Below are 19,820 nucleotides of genomic sequence, written 5' to 3' on the forward strand. Positions count from 1 at the left end.
CTGTCCAGCCGCGGACGGAGCGCGGACTTCAGTCCGCTTGGCTTCGCATGGACGGATTCTCCGGGGCGGACTGAAGTCCGCGCTCCAATGCCCCGGTAGTGGCCCCTCCGGCTGCGGCTCCTCTGCCGCAGCCACTTTACAGCCACCTCACTTCTTCACCAACAAGCTGGTGCCGGTCATTTCAGCCGGTTGCTTGAGGCCGAGCATCTGGAGCAGCGTGGGGGCGAAGTCGGCGAGGATGCCGTCGCGCACGGTGAACTGGTCCGCGTCCTCAGCGACATAGATCGCGTGGACAAGGTTGGTGGTGTGGGCGGTGTTCGGGGAGCCGTCCGGATTGCGCATGTATTCGCAGTTGCCGTGGTCCGCGGTAAGGATGAGCTTGCCACCGAGGCGCAGCGTTTCCTCCACAATCTGGCGGCAGTCATCGTCGATGGTCTGCACGGCCTTGATCGCCGCTTCCACCACACCGGTGTGGCCCACCATGTCCGGGTTGGCGAAGTTGAGGATCACGAGATCGTATTCCTTCAGCTTCTCCACCACGGTGGCGGTCACCTGCGGCGCGCTCATCTCCGGCTTGAAATCATAGGTCGGCACATCCTTCGGGGAAGGGATGATAAAACGGTCCTCACCGGCGTAGGGCAGTTCCACACCGCCGTTGAAGAAGTACGTCACGTGCGGGTATTTCTCCGTCTCCGCGATGCGCATCTGGCTGAGGCCAGCGGCTGCGACGGTCTCGCCCAGACCCATTTCCAGCGTCTGGGAACCGAAGACGATCGGGCAGCCATACTTCGCGTCATACTCGGTAAGGGTCACGTAATGGACCTTCGGGGTGACGCCGCGGTCGAAGCCCGCGAAGTCAGGGAACACGAACGCCTCGGAAAGCTCGCGCGCGCGGTCGGCGCGGAAGTTGAAGAACAGGATCACATCTCCGTCGCGCACGCGCTGGGTGTCGGCCTCCGTGAAGATCATCGGCGGCATGAACTCGTCCGTCTTGTCGTCGCGGTAGTAGTCGGCCACGGCTTCGCTGGCCAGCACCTCGCGGGTTTCCCCTTGGCCGCGGACGATGGCGTCCCACGCGAGCTTCACGCGGTCCCAGCGCTTGTCGCGGTCCATGGCGAAATAACGACCGACCACCGTGGCGATCCGGGCACCGGATTTCGCGGCCTCATCCTCGACTTTGGCAATGTAGGCCGCCCCGCCGGTCGGCGAGGTGTCACGGCCGTCGGTGATGGCGTGGATCATGATGTCCTTCACTCCGGCGTCGCCCGCCATTTTGACCATGGCGTTGAGCTGGTCCTGATGGCTGTGCACGCCACCGTCGGAAACGAGGCCGATGAAATGGAGGCGGCTGGATCTCGCCTTGTCGAAGGCGTCCACCAGCACCGGATTCGCGGCGAGGGTGCCCTCGGCAATGGCCTTGTTGATGCGGGTCAGATCCTGATAGACGATGCGGCCCGCGCCCAGATTCAGGTGGCCGACCTCGGAGTTACCCATCTGGCCTTCCGGCAGCCCCACGTCCAGACCTGAGGCACTGACCAGGCCTTTCGGGTATTTCTCGAAAAGTTCGTCATGGAAGGGGGTCTTCGCCAGGAGCGTGGCGTTTCCATCCTGGATCGCCGTTTCTTTCCCCCCGGGATTCACACCCCAGCCGTCACGAATAATCAACACCACCGGTTTCTTGGCCATAACGGGGCGGATTTACTCCCCTGTCCCTTTCCCGGCAAGCGCCGAAACCCACATCCTCACCGATATTTGGCAACAATCCGGCGACATTGTGGTTTTATCCCGGCGACGCTGTTCCGCCAACCCACGCCCCCATGAGCCCCAAAGTCCGCCACCTCGCCCTGCTGGTGCTCCTCTGCGCCCTGCTCGGGTGGTGGTTGGGACGCGGCATGCGCCCGGACGCCCCGGAGAGGACCGCCGGAACCGTGGAAGCTCCCGCGCACTCTCCCCGCTACCGCCCTCTGGTCCCGAAGAAGCCTGTCATGCCGCTGGGCGAGGAGTCCCCTTCCGCGGACCAGTTCCCCGACGGCACCACCATCGAAATTTTCGCCAGCAGCCATCCGGACCAGATCATCCTGCGTTTCCCGTCGGACGAAACCTACGGCTCGTTCCTAGGTGCCCTGGCCTCCAGCAAGGTGCGGCTGGCGGGAAAGGAGGACCGCCTGAGGGCGCTGCGCGTGGCGTTCGACAACTTCGCGGATCTGGATGCCCTGCTGGATGACGAGAATGTGACGCACTACACCTCCCTGCCGGATTTCCCCTCCCCGCCCGCCCATAACCCGGTGCAGCGTGGTTTGCTGGGCTTCGGCGACCAGGCTCCGGCCTGGCTGGGGGTGACCGGTGACAACTCCCGCTGGGGATCCGGCGTACGCATCGCAATCATCGATGGAGGGGTGGTGGAACACCCCGGCCTGCCTCGGATCGCGGAGTTCGTGGATGTCACCCCGGAGTCCGGGAATCCAAGCGAACCGGTGGACCACGGGACCGCGGTGGCTTCCATCATTTCCGGGACGAATCCCCGCGGCCCCGGCGTCGCTCCCGCCGCCACCCTTATTTCCATCCGGGTGGTCGATGGCTCGCTGCGCTCTGACTCCCTTTCGTTCGCCTCCGGTCTGCTGGCGGCGGCGGACCACCGGGCCCAGCTGGTGAACGTGTCGATGGGCACCAGTGAGGATAATCCGATGATCCGGGAGGCGGTGGAGATCGTCCAGCGGAGCGGGGCCGTCATCATCGCCGCGGCGGGAAATTCCGGCCTGGAGCAGGCAGCCTACCCAGCCGCCTATCCCGGGGTCATCAGCGTCGGTGCTGTGGATGCGCGCGGCACGCAGGTGGAGTTCTCCAACTACGCGGACATGCTCTCCATCACCGCGCCGGGCTACGCGGTGAATGCCGCCGCCCCGGGCGGGAACTACGTACGGATGAGCGGGACCTCCGCCAGCGCCCCCTTTGTCACCGGAGCCATCGCGGCGACCATGAGCACCTCCCCCATGGTTCTCCCCCCACGACAGGCCGCGGAGATCGTCATGGACCACGCTGATGAAGCGGGCATTCCCGGCCCGGATTCCCAATACGGCTCCGGCATCCTCAACCTCCGCCGGATCATGAACCGGAACCAACCCGGCATCACCGATGTGGCGGTCACCCACCAGTCATTCTCCGCGGACTCATCGAAACTCGGCGTCACCTTGCAGAACCGCGGGACGAAGCCGCTCGTCAACCTGTTGCTCGAAACCGTCTCCGCCGGTGGCAGCAACCGGATGAACATCGACTCTCTGGCACCGAACGAGGTCAGGACGTTCAGCCTGGCCATCGCACCGGGCAGACAATCGCCGTTCCAGGTGACGACCACGGTGGATACTGGTGTGAACGGGGCCGACGTGAAGCCCGCCGACAACACCGGAGTGGCGAAGTTCTCCCTGAAGTGAGCCGCCCCCCCTCCCGCATCCCCTTTGACAAGGCATGCGGATCGAAACAAGGTCGGACATGCGCCGCTGGAACATCATCGCCTTCATCGCGATCATCGGCGCGTTTTCCCTGCTGGGCACGCTCCTGCTCCAAAGCCTGGCGGGAGACTGGGACTGGTCGAAGCCCTGGCAATACCGCGAGGCGCTGCTGCGCGGCTGGGGCACCACCGTACTGCTTTCCTGCGGGGCGATGGTCGGCAGCGTGCTGGTGGGCCTGCTGCTGATGATGGGCCAGCGCAGCCCCCTGCCTGCGGTGAAATGGACCTGCCGGCTGTTCCTGGAGTTCGTCCGGGACACCCCGTTGCTGGTTCAGCTCCTCATCGGCTACTTCGTCATCTTCGCCCCGCTGATGGCGCGTCCGCTCAACGACATCGGCTGGGACGACAAGATCATCATCGGGATGATCCTGCTCTCCCTGTTCGAGGGCGCATATCTCGGAGAAATTTTCCGTGGCGGGGTGGACAGCATCCCGAAGGCCCAGTGGGAATCCGCACGCGCCGCCGGACTGGACCGCGGGCAGATCTACCGCCATGTCATCTTTCCCCAGGCCCTGCGGCGAGTGCTGCCCGCCGTCGCGGGGCAGGCCGTCTCCCTCATCAAGGACTCCTCCCTCCTTTCCGTCATTGGCGTTCAGGAGTTCGCCTACCAGGCACGGGTCTACACCTCGCAGACCTACGGCGGGCTGGAGGCCTATGTGCCGCTGGCCGTCGGCTACCTGCTCCTGACCGCCCCCGTCGCCTTCCTTTCCCACCGCCTCGAACGCCGCTACCGGGATGAAACTTGAGATCACGTCATTGACGAAACGCTTCGGCGGCCAGACAGCACTGGCGGACCTCCACCTCGCGTCCGAGGCGAAGGTGCTGTGCCTCATCGGTCCCTCCGGCGGAGGAAAGAGCACCCTGCTGCGCATCCTCGGCGGACTGGAGACGCCGGACTCAGGCAAGGTGATCATCGATGGCGAACCACTCCCCGCCACGGAGCGCGGCCTGCTTTCCTACCGCCGGAAAAACGGCTTCCTGTTCCAGCAGTTCAATCTCTTCCCCCACCTCACCGCACTGGAGAATCTCACGCTGCCTCTGGAGAAAGCCCATGGCCGGACCCCGGCGGACGCACGCGCCATCGCGGAGGCTTCGCTCGCGAGGTTCGGACTCGCCGCTCATTCGCACAAGCTCCCCGCCCAGCTCTCCGGCGGCCAGCAGCAGCGGGTGGCAATGGCCCGCGCGGTCGCCCACCAGCCGCGCATCCTCTTCCTGGATGAACCGACGTCCGCGCTCGATCCGGAGATGACCGGGGAGGTGCTCGATCTCATCCGTGAACTGGCTGAGGAGGGCCAGCACATCATCCTCAGCACCCATGAGATGGGCTTCGCAAACGCAGTGGCAGACAGCATCGCGTTCCTGGCAGAGGGCAGGATCGTCGAGACGTCCGAACCCGCCGCATTCTTCGGCGCTCCGTCCTCGCCGGAAGGCGAGCGTTTCCTTTCCCGGGTAATGAAGTATTGAAAAACCGGGCCACGCCATGGCACACCGCCGCCGCATGAACACCGTCTCCCTGCCGAGCACCAACGGAAAATACACCCGCAAGGCATGGTTCATTCCTGCCGAAGGTATCCCGGCGAAGATCGCCGTCTTTCTGGACGCGGAGTATTACCTGGATCACATGGACACTCCGGCCGTGATCGCCGGACTGACGGAGCGCGGTGCCATCCCTCCCTTGGCCTGCCTCTTCATCTCCAGCGGCGACGCGGAGGCCCGTCACCATGATTTCACCTGCAGCGATCCGTTCTCCGACTACATCGCCAACGACGCGCTGCCGTGGGCGGTGAGAAAAGCCGGGCTCCACACCCGCTCCGGCCACCTCATCGCGGGTCTGAGCCTCAGCGGGCTCCAGGCCGCCTACATGACGCTGGGCTACCCCGGCACCTTTTCCCATGCGCTCAGCCAGTCCGGTTCCTTCTGGTGGGAGGATGAATGGCTGGCGAAGCATCTCCGCGAATTCATCCCGTCAGAAGGAAAATTCTGGCTCAGCGTGGGGTCAGACGAAAAGGGGGCGGGAATGGTCCATCCTCCGACAGAACTCTGCCAGAACACCGATCAGGACGTGGCCGTCGCCAACATGGCCACCGGCTTGAAATCCTACGGGCACACGGTGCGGCACCACGTCTTCGACGGCGGCCACAACACCCGCTGCTGGAAGGATGATCTGCCACAGGCACTGGAGTGGCTGCTTTCCAAAACCCGTTGATCGGCGGATCCCGCCAAATTTCAGACCGCAATCTGATTGGGCATCCCGCATTCCAGAGAGGGATTTTTTCGCCCCCCGTGATCCGCGCTTCATGCTGACAGCCAATGTCATGGGACAGCGGCATGATTCCTGCGCTGGGGAAACGTGGAAACCGAACCCCGCCAAAAGACATGATCACCAACCTGCAGCAACTCTACCATGATCAACTCCGCGACCTCCACAGTGCGGAGACCCAGCTCATTTCCGCCCTGCCGGAGATGATCTCAAATGCGAGCGATCCGGATCTCCGCGAAGCTTTCACCAAGCACCTCGAGGAAACCCACGAACACAAGCTCCGACTTGAAACCATCTGCGCCGACCTCGGCATCGATCCGGAGGGCGAGGATTGCGACGCGATGCGGGGCCTCATCAGGGAGGCCAGAAAACACGCCGGGGCCACCTCGCCGGGCGATGTGCGGGACGCCGCGCTCATCGCCTGTGCCAACCGGGTGGAGCACTACGAAATCGCCGCCTACGGGGTGGCGAAAGCGTTCGCCGATGCGCTCGGATACGATGAAGCCTTCCGGCTCCTTGGCGACACACTCCAGGAGGAAGGCGACGCGGACAAGGTGCTGACAAGAATCGCCACCGGGGGGCTCTTCAGCCGCGGTGTCAACCAGGAGGCCATTCACTGACATGATTGCCGTTCCATTTCTGGCCACACCCACCTGCTGTGCGTGGCATTTCAACCTGCCGCAGGATCCAAGGATCCCCGGCGATGAAACGAAGTCCTTTCCCGATCACGAAGCACCCGCCGCGCGCAGCACGGCGAGGAGAAGGTAGGGAGCTGGCTTCAGCGTGCCCAGCGCGCCATACTTGGCCACCCGCCAGCCCCGTGCCGGCAGTGTGGCCATCCATGTTTCCACCTGCCGGGCTTCCTCCCCGCCGCCATCGTGGCCGGGATAGCACACCACGGACAACACTCCACCGCCGCGGATCAGGTCGGTCGCAGCCTCCAGCGCTGCGATCGTATCCCCGCCGGTTGCCACGGAGTGGTCAGCTCCAGGGAGGTAGCCGAGGTTGAACATGACCGCCGCCACGGTTCCGGCCACCGCATGCTCCGCCATCGCGGAGTGGGACTGGTGGAAAAATTCCACCCGATCCGCGAAGCCCCCTTCCACGATCCTCGCCCTTGAGGAAACGATTGCAGCCTCCTGCACGTCGAACGCGAGCACGCGTCCCTCCGCCCCCACCGCTTCTGCAAGGAACAGCGTGTCATGGCCATTCCCCGCCGTCGCATCGATGGCGATATCTCCTGCGGAAAGGATTCCGCCGATGAACTGCTGTGCGAGATCGGTGGGACGTGGAGGCAGATGGGACATCACCGGCTCATCGTTCATTCCGGAAGGCTGACTTGCAACCGGAAGTAACAACCGGCTTTCCTGCAACCAAACCTACTGCTTCTTTCCACCGATCCACACTTCCCTGATCTTCTCCGTGTTCCGGATGTCCACGGTCGGGTCACCGTCGAGAATCAGGAAGTCTGCCTGCTTGCCCACCTCCAGCGTCCCGGTGCGGGTCTCATGGCCGATGATCCGCGCGCTGTTGCCAGTGGCGATCCGGATGACCTCAGTAGGAGTGAGCCCGGCTTGGACAAGGAGCAGGAGCTCACGGTGTTCGCCGAAGCCCTGGACTCGCAGGGGCTGTGCGCCGGAATCGGTCCCCAGCCCCACGGTGATGCCCGCTTCATGCAGCCGCTTCACGTTCTCCATCGCACGCCCGAGGGTCTCCCTCGCACCCGGCCTCTCCTTGAAGGAGGCAAGATTTTCCTCCACTCCCGGCTCCAGCGCGTTGCGGAAAAAGTCATTCCCCATCCACTGCGGCTTGTCCGCATAGATGAAGAACGCCTCGTCCAGGAACAGGGTGGGAATGTAGGTGGTGCCGCGCTGTTTCATCGCCATGATGATCTCCTCATCCACGACCTTGTCGCGGATGCTGTGGGCGAGAATGTCCACCCCTTCCGCCACCAGTTCCTTCGCGTCCGACAGATAATAGACGTGGGCCGCCACCTTGATGCCGTGACGGTGGGCTTCGTCGATGATGGCGCGGCGCACCTCCCGCGTCATGCGGACCGGGAGATTTCCGCCCGCATCGTCGATCCATATCTTCACGAAGTCCGGCTTGTGCTCCGCCAGCGCGGCCACCTGTTGCCGTGCCTCCTCCGCCGTGGCAGGACGGTGCGCGCGCTCCAGGCCGGATCCCATGGGCGGCACCCCGCCAGTCGCCCCGAAACCCAGACCGGCGGTGAGCACGGCCGGACCATCCGATGGCTTATCCCGGCGGGCATCCCGCAGCTTGTAAATGAAATCCCCGTCCGCGCCGAGGGAGACCACGGTGCCGACCCCGTACTTCCCATAGAGTGCCAGTTGCCGCAGCACGTTCTCTTCCGTGACGTTCGCGCTGTCCGGCTTCGGCCCCTTCAGCACCCCGAGGTGGGAATGCGCGGCGATGAGCGCGGGCATGATCACCCTCCCCTTCGCATCGATCACCCTCGCCTTCCGGGGAATGTCCACTCCCGCCCCTGCGGCGATGATCTTTCCATCCCGGAACACCAGCACCCCACCGTCCACCGGCGGCTTGCCGGTGCCGTCGATGAGGCGGACGTTGGTGAATGCGACGGCACCCTCGCCGGAGGCCTCCTTCATCCGTGCGGAGATCATGACCCCGGCGATGACGAATGCGATGCAGATGAGAATGAAAGGATAGCGGTTCATGGACAGATTTGGCTTCGGGGGATCCATTCATCCTCCGCCACACCGCTGGAATTGCCACAAACGATTTCGCGCCAAGTTCTCGCCATCCGGAATGATTCGGGTAGATTCCCTGGAATGAACCGGCGTGATTGGCTTCGTCTCACCGTCACCGGCACTCTCTCCGGCTTGGGCGGCTGTGCTTCCATGGGAGGCGGAGCGGGCGGCGGCGGCGGGACGCTCCAGATTTCCCCAGCGGCAAAACGTCGGCTGTCCTCCTCCGGGGCGGTTGGCTACGGCGTGTGGCAACGTGGAGGATCGGTCGAAACCTGGAATCCGGGTGCGGAACTCGGCTCGCTCAGCCTCACGAAATCCATCGCCGCGATGGCCGTGATCCGCGCCGTGGCGGAGGGCTGGCTGTCGCTGGATGCGCCGCTCACGGACGTGATTCCGGAGTGGCGGCAGGATGCGGCGAAGTCCCGTGTGACCGTCCGCATGCTGGTGAACCAGAGCGCGGGCTTCGCCCCGTCCGTAGGGCCCCTCTACCGGGGGACGATCCGGGACAAGGGGCGTGTTGCCGTTTCCCTGCCGCTGGTGGATGCTCCCGGCACCCGCTTCCGCTACGGTCCCGCCTGCTGGGAGATTCTGGCGGAGGTGCTGCACCGCAAACTCTCCGCGAACGGCAGCACACTGGAAAAGTTCATCGACCGGGTGACCGGTCGCATCGGCCTGCGCAGCCGCGACTGGCGGAGGGATGGGAAGGACCGCTACTACCTGTCCACCGGCGCGGAATACAGCGTGCGGGAACTCGGCAAGCTGGGACGCACGCTCGGCCGTCTCGCCCGGGGTGAGAATGACGCCGGGCTGGACGCCGGGATTTTCCGCGACCTCGCATCACCACGTGGAGCGAACCCGATGTTCGGTGCGGGCATCTGGTGGAACCGCAATGCCGCCAGGGCGGCTGCCACCGCCATCGAACCGGAGCGCGTGCTCGACGGCGTGCATGACCCGGGCTTCTGGAGCCGGGCCTGCCTCTCCCCACGGGTGGGCCCGGACTGGCTGGCCGCCGTCGGCTCCGGCGGAAAGCGGGTCTACGTGCTGCCGGAAAAGGACATCGTCATCGCCCGTCTCGGCCGTTCGTCCGGGTGGAATGACGGAGCGTTTCTGGAAGGACTGAAGGTCTGAACCACTCCGTTCACGCCAGGAACGGATTTCTCCGCTTCTCCTCGCCGACGGTCGTGGGAGGGCCATGCCCGGGCAGAATCACCGTATGGTCATCCAGTGAAGCGAGCGCCGCCTTGATCCGAAGGATGGCGTCATCGTAATGCTCCGGGTCACATCCGCCGATGGAACCCGCGAAGATGGCATCGCCCGCGACCAAGACCGGCTGGGCGAGCCCCTCGATCAGGTAGCCGACTGAAGGATTGAAATGTCCCGAAAGATCCACCGCGCGCAGCGTGACCCCATCCATCGCGAGCAGGGCACCGGGGTCGAGATGCGTGGCACCGTCGATGAGCGGTCCGTATTTCTGCACGGGAAAAGCATTCATCCCGGACACATGGTCCGGATGCCCGTGGGTGATGAAAACGGCGGACGGTACCACCTTCATTTTCGCCAGTTCCGCGGCGGCCGAAGTGGGATCATTCCCCGTGTCGAAAAGGAGATCCCGGCCACCCTTGGAAACCAGCCAGGCGTTCACATGGTCGCCGTTGAAAGGCAGGATCAGCCGCCTTACGTCCGGCAGTTCCATGGGTTCCGGATGATAGTCCAGGTGGGTTGCGTAGGCCTCCGCCGAAAGGCCGAGCGCCTCTGCCAGCAGGGCGGCAGTACGGGGATCGAAATGTCCGCGGGAAAACGACATCACCTTCTGCGCGGACAGCCCGGCCCGTTCAGCCACCATTTCCGGAGGAAGCCCCTTCCCCCGCAGCGCCTTTCTCAGGACGTAGGTGAAATCATCTTCAAGCATCAGGGTTACAATCCGCCGCAAAGACGGATTCCACAAGCGGCAAAGACCTGATGAAGGCATGGATTCATGAAACTCCCCTCGCCCTTTCTTCCCCTAGGGAGGATTATGCCGTTGCATTCCTGCGCCGCACCATCGAAAGGATTAGGCTATATGGAAACACCCCGACCGAAGTCATCCTCGCAGGATGCCATCAACGGTCTATGGACCATCGGTCTGTGCTCGTTCGTCATCGCCGCACTCTACTTCGGGCGGGATATCCTGACGCCCATCGCCCTCGCCGCGCTGCTCACGTTCCTGCTTTCCCCGCTGGTGACACGCCTCCAACGGTATGTGGGCCGCATCTGTGCGGTGCTGCTGGTGGTGTTCATGATGCTCGGCCTCACCATTGGTTCCGGCTGGGTGCTCACCCGCCAGATCGTGGATCTGGGGACGAAGCTGCCGGACTACAAGGAGAACATCCGGATGAAGATCAAAGCTTTCCAGCTTCCCTCCGGCGGCGCGTTTTCCAAACTTTCCGAAACCTTCGACGACCTCAAGAAGGACCTCCCCATCGGGAACGGGGAGATCGGTGACAAAACGGACGAGGGCATCCGGAAGCTGGAATCCCAGGAAAGCGGCGAGGCCATCCCGGTGGAAGTGGTTTCCACGCCGGACGCATCCCCGCTGGAGCTTTTCAAGCTGATCGTCGCGCCCGTGGTGGGACCGTTGGGAACCGCCGCGCTGGTACTGCTGCTGATGGTGTTCATGCTGTTGCAGCGGGACGATCTGCGCAACCGGATCATCCGGCTCATCGGCCAGGGAAGGATCAGTGCGACGACCAGCGCGATGGACGATGCGGCCGCCCGCGTTTCCCGGTATCTGTTCATGCAGTTGGTCGTGAATGTGACCTACGGCATGGGAGTGGCGCTGGGTCTGTGGATCATCGGCGTTCCGAACGCCATCCTCTGGGGGACTTTTGCCACGGTGCTGCGCTTCGTCCCCTACGTCGGACCGTGGATCGCCGCCGCATTCCCCATCATCCTCTCCATCGCGGTGTCCCCGGACTGGTGGATGCCGGTGAAGGCCATCGGCCTGTTCGTCGTGCTGGAACTGGTCAGCAACAATGTGATGGAACCTTGGCTCTACGGCTCCAGCACGGGGGTTTCCTCCATCGCACTCATCGTCGCTGCGGTTTTCTGGACCTATCTGTGGGGGCCTGTGGGGCTGGTGATGGCCACGCCGATCACCGTCTGCATCGCCGTCATGGGGAGGCACATCCCCCAGCTCGCCTTCCTGAACGTCATCCTCAGTGACGAGGACGCCCTCACGCCCGCGGAGGACTGTTACCACCGCCTCTTGCGCGCCGGTGGGGACGACGAACTGGAACTGGCCGAGTCCTACCTGAAAACCCATACACTCACGGATTTCTACGACAGCATGTTGATCCCCGCGCTCGTCGCCGCCGGAAAGGATCAGAACCGGGGAGTGCTGGACCGGGACCAGATCAGCCAGGTGGAGCACGCCATCGGCGAGTTGCTGGAAGAACTGGATGACCGCCTGCCCGGCATTGCAAAGATACCCGAGTCATTGCCGGACCATGTGAGTTCGTTGGTTGGCCCCTGCCGGATCCATTGTGTGCCCGCGAAGGCGGAGCGGGACAGGCTTTCCGCTGAGATGCTGGCCCAGTTGCTGCGCGTCCAGAAGTTCGAGGTCACGGTCTCCCCTCCGCAGCTCACCGCATCCGAAAAACTGGAGCGTATCCGGCAGGAGGATCCGGATGTGATATGCATCTCAGTGACCGAGCCGACCTCCCCTTCCCAGGCCCGCTACCTCTGCATGAAATTCCGCGCCGCGTTCCCCAAACGCAAGATCGCCATCGGCTTGTGGGACATGGCGAGCGTTCCCGCTGAAACGGAAAAGGCACTGCGTGAAGCGGGGGCCGACCTGATCATGAAAGGCGTGGCCGACACCCAAATCGCGGTCATGCGGCTGTCCAGCGCGATTTCCCGTGAGATGCAGCCTGCCCCCATCCCACCCGATGACGAGAAGCGGGTGCAGGCGCTGGAACTGAGCGGCGCCATGAAGACCCAGGACGACTTCACCGTGGTGACGGACAAGCTCACCCGGATCTTCGAAGCCCCCATCGCCATCCTCAGCCTGATCGACAAGGACACACAGCACTTCAAGGCCCAGTCCGGCCTCCCGGACGAGCTTGGTGCGGAAGGAGGCAGCCCGCGGGAAACCTCCGTCTGTGGCCATGTGGTGGCGGCGGATGAGTTTGTCGTCATCGAGGATCTCGCCCGTGACCGCCGCTTCGCCGGAAACACCTTCGTGAAGAAAAACGGATTCCGCTTCTACGCCGGCGCGCCGGTCCACTCACCGGATGGACATGCCATCGGCTCGCTCTGCCTCATCGACACCCACCCGCGGGATTTCACCCAACGGGAGCGGAAGTTGCTGGAGGAATACGCCGCGGAGGTCTCCGATGACATCCGCCGGGCGACGGATGCCATCTGACAGGGAGCACCTGGAGGCCGATGCATCCGTGTGATCGGGCAGCCTTTGCTCTGGGTTCCTGTTACAACCCGGTAAGGAGGGTGGACACTCTTGTCCACCGACGGCATTGGCGGATGAAATGAGGGACGAACCTGTCCCAAAGATCTCTTTGCTCTGGATTCCCATCGCAGCCGGAGGACAGAAATGGGAGCGAAGCGGACATGGCGGCTCTGCCGCAATGTCCTCCCTTACTCCCATTCACGCCTTTTTCACAGACCCCGTGCAGGGAATCTGTTGCGCCGTGCCGCGAGCCGTTGTTTCTTGATGGGACAAGCTCCATCCGCCTCTAACAGGGGTTCCATCGGAGCGTGTCGCCCACAAAAACCCCATCCATGTCCGCCCAGGCCACCGCCCAACGTCTCGAAGCCGCCGTTTGCTCCATCATCAAGGGCCAGCAGAATGTGATCCGCCGGGTGCTGGCGTGCATGGTCTCCGGCGGCCATGTGTTGCTGGAGGACTATCCAGGCACAGGAAAGACCACGCTGGCGAAGGCCATTGCGAAAGCCATCGGTGGCACGACTTTCAAGCGGGTGCAGTTCACGCCGGACCTGCTGCCATCGGACATTCTGGGGATCTCCGTGCTGGACCCGCGGAGCCAGGAGTTCCGCTTCCACCCCGGCCCCATCTTCACGGACATCCTGCTGGCGGACGAGATCAACCGGGCGTCCCCGCGCACGCAGAGCGCGCTGCTGGAGGCGATGGGCGAAAGGCAGGCAACCATCGAGGGTGAGCGCCATCTGCTGGATGGGGTGTTCTTCGTCATCGCCACGCAGAACCCGGTGGAGTTCCGCGGCACCTATCCGCTGCCGGAGGCGCAGATGGACCGCTTCGCCATGCAGTGCGCGCTGGGCTACGTGTCCGAGGAGGAGGAGGCGCAGATCCTGGCGGACCAGATGGAGGTGCATCCCGTGGAGGTGCTGGAGTCCGTGGCCAACCGGGAGGAGGTGCTGGAGCTGATGGAGGCATCCAAGCATGTCCGCTTCAGCGCGGAGCTGCGCCACTACGTGGTGTCCCTGGTGGCGGCCACGCGCGGCAGGACGGACGTGCAGCTCGCCGCCAGCCCGCGCGCCTCGCTGGCGCTCATGAAAATTTCCCAGGCGCTCGCCTTGTTCGAAGGACATGACTTCGTCTCCCCGGAGATCATCCAGGCCGTGGCGGCGGATGTCATCGCCCACCGGCTGGTCCTGTCTCCGGAGGCACGCTACTCCGGCATCACCGCACGGCGGATCGTGGCGGACATCATCGAGGAAACCCCCGTCCCCGTCTGAGGGGGGCCAATCTTTCCCGCGACCGCCATGAATCCGCCGGCCACCACCACCGCCTCCCGGCCCGGGTTGTTCACGCGCTTCACCCACGCGTGGTATTCGCAGGGCGCGGCCATCGGGTATTTCTTTTCCCGCCGGTTCCGGCCGGCCGGTGCGGGACTCGTCATCGTGGTGGTTCTGACGGCCGGGCTGGGTTTCGGCCACCGGAAGGATCCCGTCTATCAGATCTTCTCGCTGGCGGTGGGCATGGGCGTCATCGCGCTGCCATGGGCGTTCATCCGCCGGGCGAGGATCCAGGCAAAGCGGGAGCTGCCGCTCTACGCCACCGCCGGTGAAACCATCCGCTACACCGTGCGGGTGACGAACACCGGTTCATGGCACCTGCGGCGTGCCTGGTTGACGGAAACCCCTCCGGATCCCCGGCCCGGATTGATGGAGTTCTCCCTCCGCCGCGAGCCGGGGGAAGAGGACCGGAACGCGTTCGACCGGAAGTTCGCCTTCTACCGCTGGCGCTGGCTGATCGATGGCCGCAGGGCCTTTGACGGAGGGGACTCCACGGAAATGCTGGATCTCGAGCCCGGCAAGACGACCCGGGTGGAGGCCTCCATCACCCCGGTCCGGCGCGGCGTGATCCGGCTGAACGACCTGCGCATCCTGCTGCCGGACCCCTTCGGCCTGGTCCAGAACTGCAGGAAGGTGGCGACGCCGCCCAGCACCCTGACGGTGCTTCCGAAGCGGCATCCGTTGCCGACCTTCGAGATGCCCGGTGGGTCCCGATTCCAGGCCGGGGATGAGAACGCCACCAACGCCATCGGCAACACCGGTGAGTTCGTCGGTCTGCGCGACTACCGCCCGGGTGATCCCCTTCGGCAGATCCACTGGAAAAGCTGGGCACGCACCGGCCGCCCGATCGTCAAGGAACTGGAGGACACGTTCTACCCGCGCTACGGGCTGGTGCTGGACACCTTCCTCACCGGAGCCAACGAGGAGTTCTTTGAGGATGCGGTGTCCGTGGCCGCGTCCTTCGTCGCCCTGATCGACCGTGGGGATTCCCTGCTGGATCTGATGTTCATCAAGGACCAGGCACACGTCGTCACCGCCGGCAGGGGGCTGGCCCGCATGGAAAAGCTGCTGGAAGTCCTGGCCGGAGTTGAGGGTGAACATGACACCCAGTTCAGCCAACTGAGCCGCCTGATCCTCCGCCACCGTGAGGATCTCACCTCATGCGTCGTGGTACTGGCGGGCTGGGACGAGGAACGCGCCGCCTTCCTCACCTCCCTGGCCCGCGGCGGCATGGCTTGCGTGCCGATCATCATCGGTGATGGTGTGAAACCACCCGGCACGCCCGGCTACTGGTTGCGCAGCGGCTTCATCGGCCCGGACCTGCTGAAGCTGCCGCGGAAACTCGACGCCTACCACTGATCCCCGGTCCACCCATCACTCACCGCCATCAACAAGATCCATCCACCTGCCCGTTTCCTGCTCGGAGCGGCCCTCATTTTCTGGGGGCTGATGACGGAGCACATCGTCATCGCGGCGGTGATGGCCGTGGTTGTGGAGGCAGCCCACTGGCTGCGTCTGCGGTGGAACTTCGATGACACGGCGTACATCCGCGCCTGGCAACTCACCCAGATTTCCGCCGCCTGCCTGGCCTTGTATGTGTGGCTGGAAGGCGACCGCCTCAGCGCCCTGCAACGTCTGATGTCCTGGCTGCCCGCGCTATTCCTGCCGGTGCAGCTCGCCCAGATCTACGGCCTGAAGGACTCCATGCCGCTCAGCACCTTTTCCTTCTTCGCCCGCCAGCGGCAGTTGAGGAACCAGCGGCTGGGACTGCGGGACACCTCGACACGCCTCAATTTCGGCAATGTGTTCTTCGTGTCCTGCCTGGTGGCCTCCACGCTCGGCACCTTCGCTGAAAGCGTCTGGTTCCTTCCCGGGCTGCTGTTTCTCGTCGGCTGGGCCATCCTCGCCGTCCTGAGGACCAGATGGGCGCCCCTGGTGCTGGCTCTGGCATTCGCCGGAGGCTTCGCCGTCGTCGGACAGACCTCACTGAAGATCGCCAATGACAAGCTCCTCCGCTACTACCGGGGTGGCCATGACGGTCCGCGCAACCCGAACGTGACGGACACCGCCATCGGCTCGCTGGGGGAGATCAAGCAAAGCCGGGACATCCAATGGCGGCTGCGGGTGAATGGCAAGGGAGCGCCTCCCACCCACCTGAAGACCATCGTCTTCAACAAGTACCGCAACGCGGAGTGGATCAACCAACGGGCGGAGGGCCGCGACAAGGATTTCGACTGGCTGGCCATCGACGAAGTCACCGAAGGCTCAAACCAGTTCATCATCTCCCCCAGTGAGACGGACCCGCCGGTGGCGGAGAAGCTTCCCTCCTTCCGCCTCCGCGGCCGCGTGGAGGAGGAAAGCCAGCTCCCCCTGCCGGGGACCGCCGCCATCATCCACGACTTCAAGCTGGAGACCATCGACCACAATTCGATGGGGACGGTCCGCATCAACCCGTCGAACGCCATCATCGACGGCACCGTCTTCTGGAAACACCGCTCCACCATCGAGGTTCCTCCGGAGAGGCAGGACCTGGTCCTGCCAAAGCTTGAGGAAAGCACGATCCTCCGGATCGCGGCGGAGATCGGCCTGCTTGGTGAACCCACGCTGAAAGGCAAACTCGACCTGATCTCCGGCTGGTTCGCGCGGGAGTTCAAATACACGCGCTACTTGACGACTCCGGTGCCGGGTGAATTCTCATTCCGCAGGAAGAAAACGGACAACATGAGCCGGAGCAACGCGATCGCGTTCTTCCTCACCACCCACCGCGAGGGTCATTGCGAATACTTCGCCACCGCCGCCTCCATGCTCCTGCGCGCGGCCGAAACACCCACCCGCTATGCCGTCGGCTTCTCGGTGAGGGAGGTGGATCCCCGGCGGGGTGAATTCATCATCCGCGGCACCCACGCCCATGCCTGGTGCCGGGTGTGGGATGAGGAGCAGTTACAGTGGATCGACTTCGACCCCACTCCCGGCAACTGGCTGGCCATGGAGGGTATCCGCCCGGACTGGAAACAGCCGTTCAAGGACTGGCTGCTGCGCATGCGGGAGGACTTCGCACTGTGGCGGACGGATGCGGAGAACCGGACCGGTCTCGCCATCGGTATGATGGTCTTCGGCGTCGTGGTCCTCATCTTCGTCGGCAGGAGATTGTGGAGATCGAAGCACATGGTGGGCACCACCGTTGCCGGACGTCCCTTGTTCACCATCACCCGCACTCCGTTGCACGATTTGGAACCGCTGGCCCGGAGGATTCTCGGCCCCCGCCCGCAGGGCCTCCCATTTTCCCAATGGCTGGCAGGTCTGCGCGACAAACTTCGGGATGCGGACCAACTGGATGAAGCCATCCTGCTCCACCAGCGTCTGCGTTATGATCCGGAGCCGCCCGGTTCCTCTCCGGAGGAGCGCTTGAGAGAGCTGGTGGATGACATCAGATTCCGTCTGAAGGAGGTCATGGAGGAGAGAAGGTCGTGAGACCTTCGGCTGGGGGGAAGTCCATGGCGGGACTGGAGCCGTATTGAAAGAGGACGTCCACCCAGGCGAACCTCTCACGAGGTTCACTACGCCAAGAGGCCACGCTTGGAGGATTGATTTCCCATGACCTTCCATGGTATCCATTCCTGCCATGGCCCAACTGGCACCATGGAGGATCAAGATGGTCCGCTGCATCATCTCCGTGCTGGCCATGGGAGTCGGCGGGCTGCTGGCATGGGCGGGCTGGTTCCACCAGATGGAGGACCACCGGAAGATCGCGGCGTGGACGAAGGTCCCCTGCACCATCCTCCGCTGGGACATGGAAGTCAGCGAAACCGTGTGGGGACCGAACCCGGTCCGCTACTGCCAGTACCGCTACGAATACAGAGGAAAGACCTACACCGGGCACAACTATGACGAAGCCACCGACTGGCCGGTGGACCTGCGGGATTTCGAGAAAGAGGGAGCCGCCGCCCGCCAGGGTCCGGCATTCTGCTACGTGGATCCGGAAAGACCCACCGAAGCCAGCTTCCGGGGACCACGGATGTGGTTTCCATGGTCACTCGCGGGCGGCGGCTTGCTCCTCTGTGCCGCTGGTTTCATCTTTTTCATCCTCACCTTCATCCCGCGACGGCCGTTGCCACCGGAAGTTGCCGACCTGCGGATACGCCGCCGGGCGCTGTGTTTGATCGGTCTCGGACTCATGACGGCCGCCATCATCGTCGCCGGGAAACAGGACCTATGGGCAGCGGTCGAAGGCCAGTTGATGAGGTCGAAGTTGGTTCCGATCCCTGCGAAGATCGAAGCCACCGGTCTCTCCGAAGCACGCGGCACGGGAAAGAACCGGAACATCACCTACAACATGATGAGCGTGGTGTATTCCTACGAGCATGGCGGCAGGACGTGGCATGCCGACCGCTGGCATCACCATGAGGTCCACAGGATCGGCGGCAGCAAGGAGGATGCGAAGGAAACGCTTTCCCAATATCCACGCGGGAAGGAGGTCACCGCGTGGGTCCATCCGCAGCGTCCTTGGATTGGCACTCTCGACAAAGGCCTGTCATGGTCCCTGGCTTGGGCGGTGATGCCACTCACCCTGTTCTTCGGCGGGTTGCACGCGTTCCGGGCGGGCTGGAAGCTGAAGCGTTGATCGCCTTCTTCAGCCGCAGAGTCCGCCGATCCTCGCAGAGATCCTCCGCCTCATGCGCCGGATGTTCCGTGACCAGGCGGTTTCTTTCCTCACCTGCCTGATGAAGGTTCCCGCATCCCGCCAGATGGTCCGGTAGAACTCCGCATCCGTCCCGCCCAGCCCGACCACCGCGCCGCGGTGATTCACCCACAGCACGGTCCCGGCCACCAGCGCGCGCAGCCGGAACATCCCCGCCCACAACAGGCCATATGGCCGCGCTCCCGCAGCCTCAGCCGCCAGACGTGCCCGGTGGAAGGCGATGTGGCCGGTTTCATCCCGGATGATGAGATCGCACATGCCGCGCAAGGCAGCGTCCTCCCCGTGTTTGCGGAGCATCTTGTAATATACGTTGCTGACGATTTCCGTGCCGAGCAGCGCCTGTAGTTCGAAGCGAACACCGAGGAATTTCCTCACCGCACAGAACAGCGAAAAACTCCAGTGTTCCTGGATCTCCTCACCACCCAGGCGCTTCAGCATGTCACCCAGCAGCCGCGAGTGCTCCCTCTCCTCCTTGAACCAGAGATCGACCACCCGCTTTATCGCCGGGTCCGAAAGGTAGCGCTCACGGTTCCAGGCGATGAGGTAGGCGGGTCCGCCACCATCCCCCAGTTGGAACTGCTGGATGGAACGCGTGAGTTTTTCCAAGGTGCCACCGGTGACCTCAAGTGGTGCCTGCCAGTCCGGCTCCGGCCGGTGTCTTCCGTTGTTTTCAAAATGCCTGACCCATTTCTGATAGTTCATGTCGTTGCGGGGTTACGGGTCAAAGGTCTGTTAGGAATGCGGAGGCTTGATGCGAGGTCGGTGAAGATTCCGTGAAAAGGACTGCCTGGATTGACGGAGATTTACCATTTTCATTGAATATTCTTTGTATTTCCATTGTATATCCTTAAC

At 63.7% G+C, this 19,820-nt stretch carries 16 protein-coding genes; 11 read left to right on the forward strand and 5 right to left on the reverse strand.

The annotated features are described in order from the left end of the window. Nucleotides 1–147: 147 nt before the first annotated feature. Entirely contained in the window at nucleotides 148–1,686 is a 1,539-nt protein-coding gene (gpmI, locus tag OVA24_RS14365) for a 2,3-bisphosphoglycerate-independent phosphoglycerate mutase (RefSeq protein ID WP_267670573.1), read from the reverse strand. A 131-nt stretch (nucleotides 1,687–1,817) separates the two neighbouring features. Here gpmI and OVA24_RS14370 point away from each other — a divergent pair, with 131 nt between their 5' ends. The 5 genes from OVA24_RS14370 (at nucleotide 1,818) to OVA24_RS14390 (ending at nucleotide 6,385) form a co-directional block, all read left to right on the forward strand. After that, a complete protein-coding gene (locus tag OVA24_RS14370) occupies nucleotides 1,818–3,428 on the forward strand; it encodes a S8 family peptidase (protein ID WP_267670574.1) in 1,611 nt (536 codons plus the stop codon). Nucleotides 3,429–3,462: 34 nt separating this feature from the next. Continuing rightward, on the forward strand, nucleotides 3,463–4,251 hold the full coding sequence (locus OVA24_RS14375; protein WP_267670575.1) for an amino acid ABC transporter permease: 789 nt from the start codon (nucleotides 3,463–3,465) through the stop codon (nucleotides 4,249–4,251). Then, nucleotides 4,241–4,969, forward strand: a complete 729-nt coding sequence (locus OVA24_RS14380) for an amino acid ABC transporter ATP-binding protein (RefSeq protein WP_267670576.1) — start codon at nucleotides 4,241–4,243, stop codon at nucleotides 4,967–4,969. Before OVA24_RS14375 ends, OVA24_RS14380 begins: the two co-directional genes overlap by 11 nt. 16 nt (nucleotides 4,970–4,985) lie before the next feature. Further along, on the forward strand, nucleotides 4,986–5,711 hold the full coding sequence (locus OVA24_RS14385; protein ID WP_267670577.1) for an alpha/beta hydrolase: 726 nt from the start codon (nucleotides 4,986–4,988) through the stop codon (nucleotides 5,709–5,711). Nucleotides 5,712–5,881: 170 nt separating this feature from the next. Next, complete coding sequence (locus OVA24_RS14390) at nucleotides 5,882–6,385, forward strand: YciE/YciF ferroxidase family protein (RefSeq protein ID WP_267670578.1); 504 nt, start codon at nucleotides 5,882–5,884, stop codon at nucleotides 6,383–6,385. 105 nt (nucleotides 6,386–6,490) lie between these two features. Here OVA24_RS14390 and OVA24_RS14395 read toward each other — a convergent pair whose 3' ends face one another. Together OVA24_RS14395 and OVA24_RS14400 are read right to left on the reverse strand one after the other, a co-directional pair. Further along, nucleotides 6,491–7,090 carry a tRNA 5-(aminomethyl)-2-thiouridylate-methyltransferase MnmM gene (locus tag OVA24_RS14395; RefSeq protein WP_267670580.1) on the reverse strand — a complete coding sequence of 200 codons (600 nt, stop codon included), beginning with the start codon at nucleotides 7,088–7,090 and terminating at the stop codon, nucleotides 6,491–6,493. A gap of 54 nt (nucleotides 7,091–7,144) precedes the next feature. Continuing rightward, nucleotides 7,145–8,464: an amidohydrolase family protein gene (locus OVA24_RS14400; RefSeq protein ID WP_267670581.1), complete on the reverse strand. Its 1,320-nt coding sequence runs from the start codon at nucleotides 8,462–8,464 to the stop codon at nucleotides 7,145–7,147. 114 nt (nucleotides 8,465–8,578) lie between these two features. Between OVA24_RS14400 and OVA24_RS14405 the strand changes: the two genes are divergently transcribed. After that, nucleotides 8,579–9,625 (forward strand): serine hydrolase domain-containing protein, encoded by a 1,047-nt coding sequence (locus OVA24_RS14405; protein ID WP_267670582.1) that lies wholly within the window; start codon nucleotides 8,579–8,581, stop codon nucleotides 9,623–9,625. A gap of 10 nt (nucleotides 9,626–9,635) precedes the next feature. On the opposite strand, the gene OVA24_RS14410 is transcribed toward OVA24_RS14405, so the two are convergent. Next, entirely contained in the window at nucleotides 9,636–10,406 is a 771-nt protein-coding gene (locus tag OVA24_RS14410; protein WP_267670584.1) for an MBL fold metallo-hydrolase, read from the reverse strand. A gap of 150 nt (nucleotides 10,407–10,556) precedes the next feature. Here OVA24_RS14410 and OVA24_RS14415 point away from each other — a divergent pair, with 150 nt between their 5' ends. The 5 genes from OVA24_RS14415 (at nucleotide 10,557) to OVA24_RS14435 (ending at nucleotide 18,890) form a co-directional block, all read left to right on the forward strand. Beyond that, nucleotides 10,557–12,902, forward strand: coding sequence for an AI-2E family transporter (locus tag OVA24_RS14415; protein WP_267670585.1), 2,346 nt, complete (start codon nucleotides 10,557–10,559; stop codon nucleotides 12,900–12,902). Between the two features lie 371 nt (nucleotides 12,903–13,273). After that, nucleotides 13,274–14,209 (forward strand): AAA family ATPase, encoded by a 936-nt coding sequence (locus OVA24_RS14420; protein ID WP_267670586.1) that lies wholly within the window; start codon nucleotides 13,274–13,276, stop codon nucleotides 14,207–14,209. Nucleotides 14,210–14,236: 27 nt separating this feature from the next. Beyond that, on the forward strand, nucleotides 14,237–15,628 hold the full coding sequence (locus tag OVA24_RS14425; RefSeq protein ID WP_267670587.1) for a DUF58 domain-containing protein: 1,392 nt from the start codon (nucleotides 14,237–14,239) through the stop codon (nucleotides 15,626–15,628). A gap of 90 nt (nucleotides 15,629–15,718) precedes the next feature. Beyond that, complete coding sequence (locus tag OVA24_RS14430) at nucleotides 15,719–17,740, forward strand: transglutaminase-like domain-containing protein (RefSeq protein WP_267670588.1); 2,022 nt, start codon at nucleotides 15,719–15,721, stop codon at nucleotides 17,738–17,740. Between the two features lie 151 nt (nucleotides 17,741–17,891). After that, nucleotides 17,892–18,890, forward strand: a complete 999-nt coding sequence (locus OVA24_RS14435) for a DUF3592 domain-containing protein (protein ID WP_267670589.1) — start codon at nucleotides 17,892–17,894, stop codon at nucleotides 18,888–18,890. 9 nt (nucleotides 18,891–18,899) lie between these two features. Here OVA24_RS14435 and OVA24_RS14440 read toward each other — a convergent pair whose 3' ends face one another. Continuing rightward, nucleotides 18,900–19,670, reverse strand: a complete 771-nt coding sequence (locus tag OVA24_RS14440; protein ID WP_267670590.1) for a ferritin-like domain-containing protein — start codon at nucleotides 19,668–19,670, stop codon at nucleotides 18,900–18,902. Nucleotides 19,671–19,820 lie beyond the last annotated feature (150 nt).

Source organism: Luteolibacter sp. SL250 (assembly GCF_026625605.1).
Lineage (GTDB): Bacteria > Verrucomicrobiota > Verrucomicrobiia > Verrucomicrobiales > Akkermansiaceae > Luteolibacter.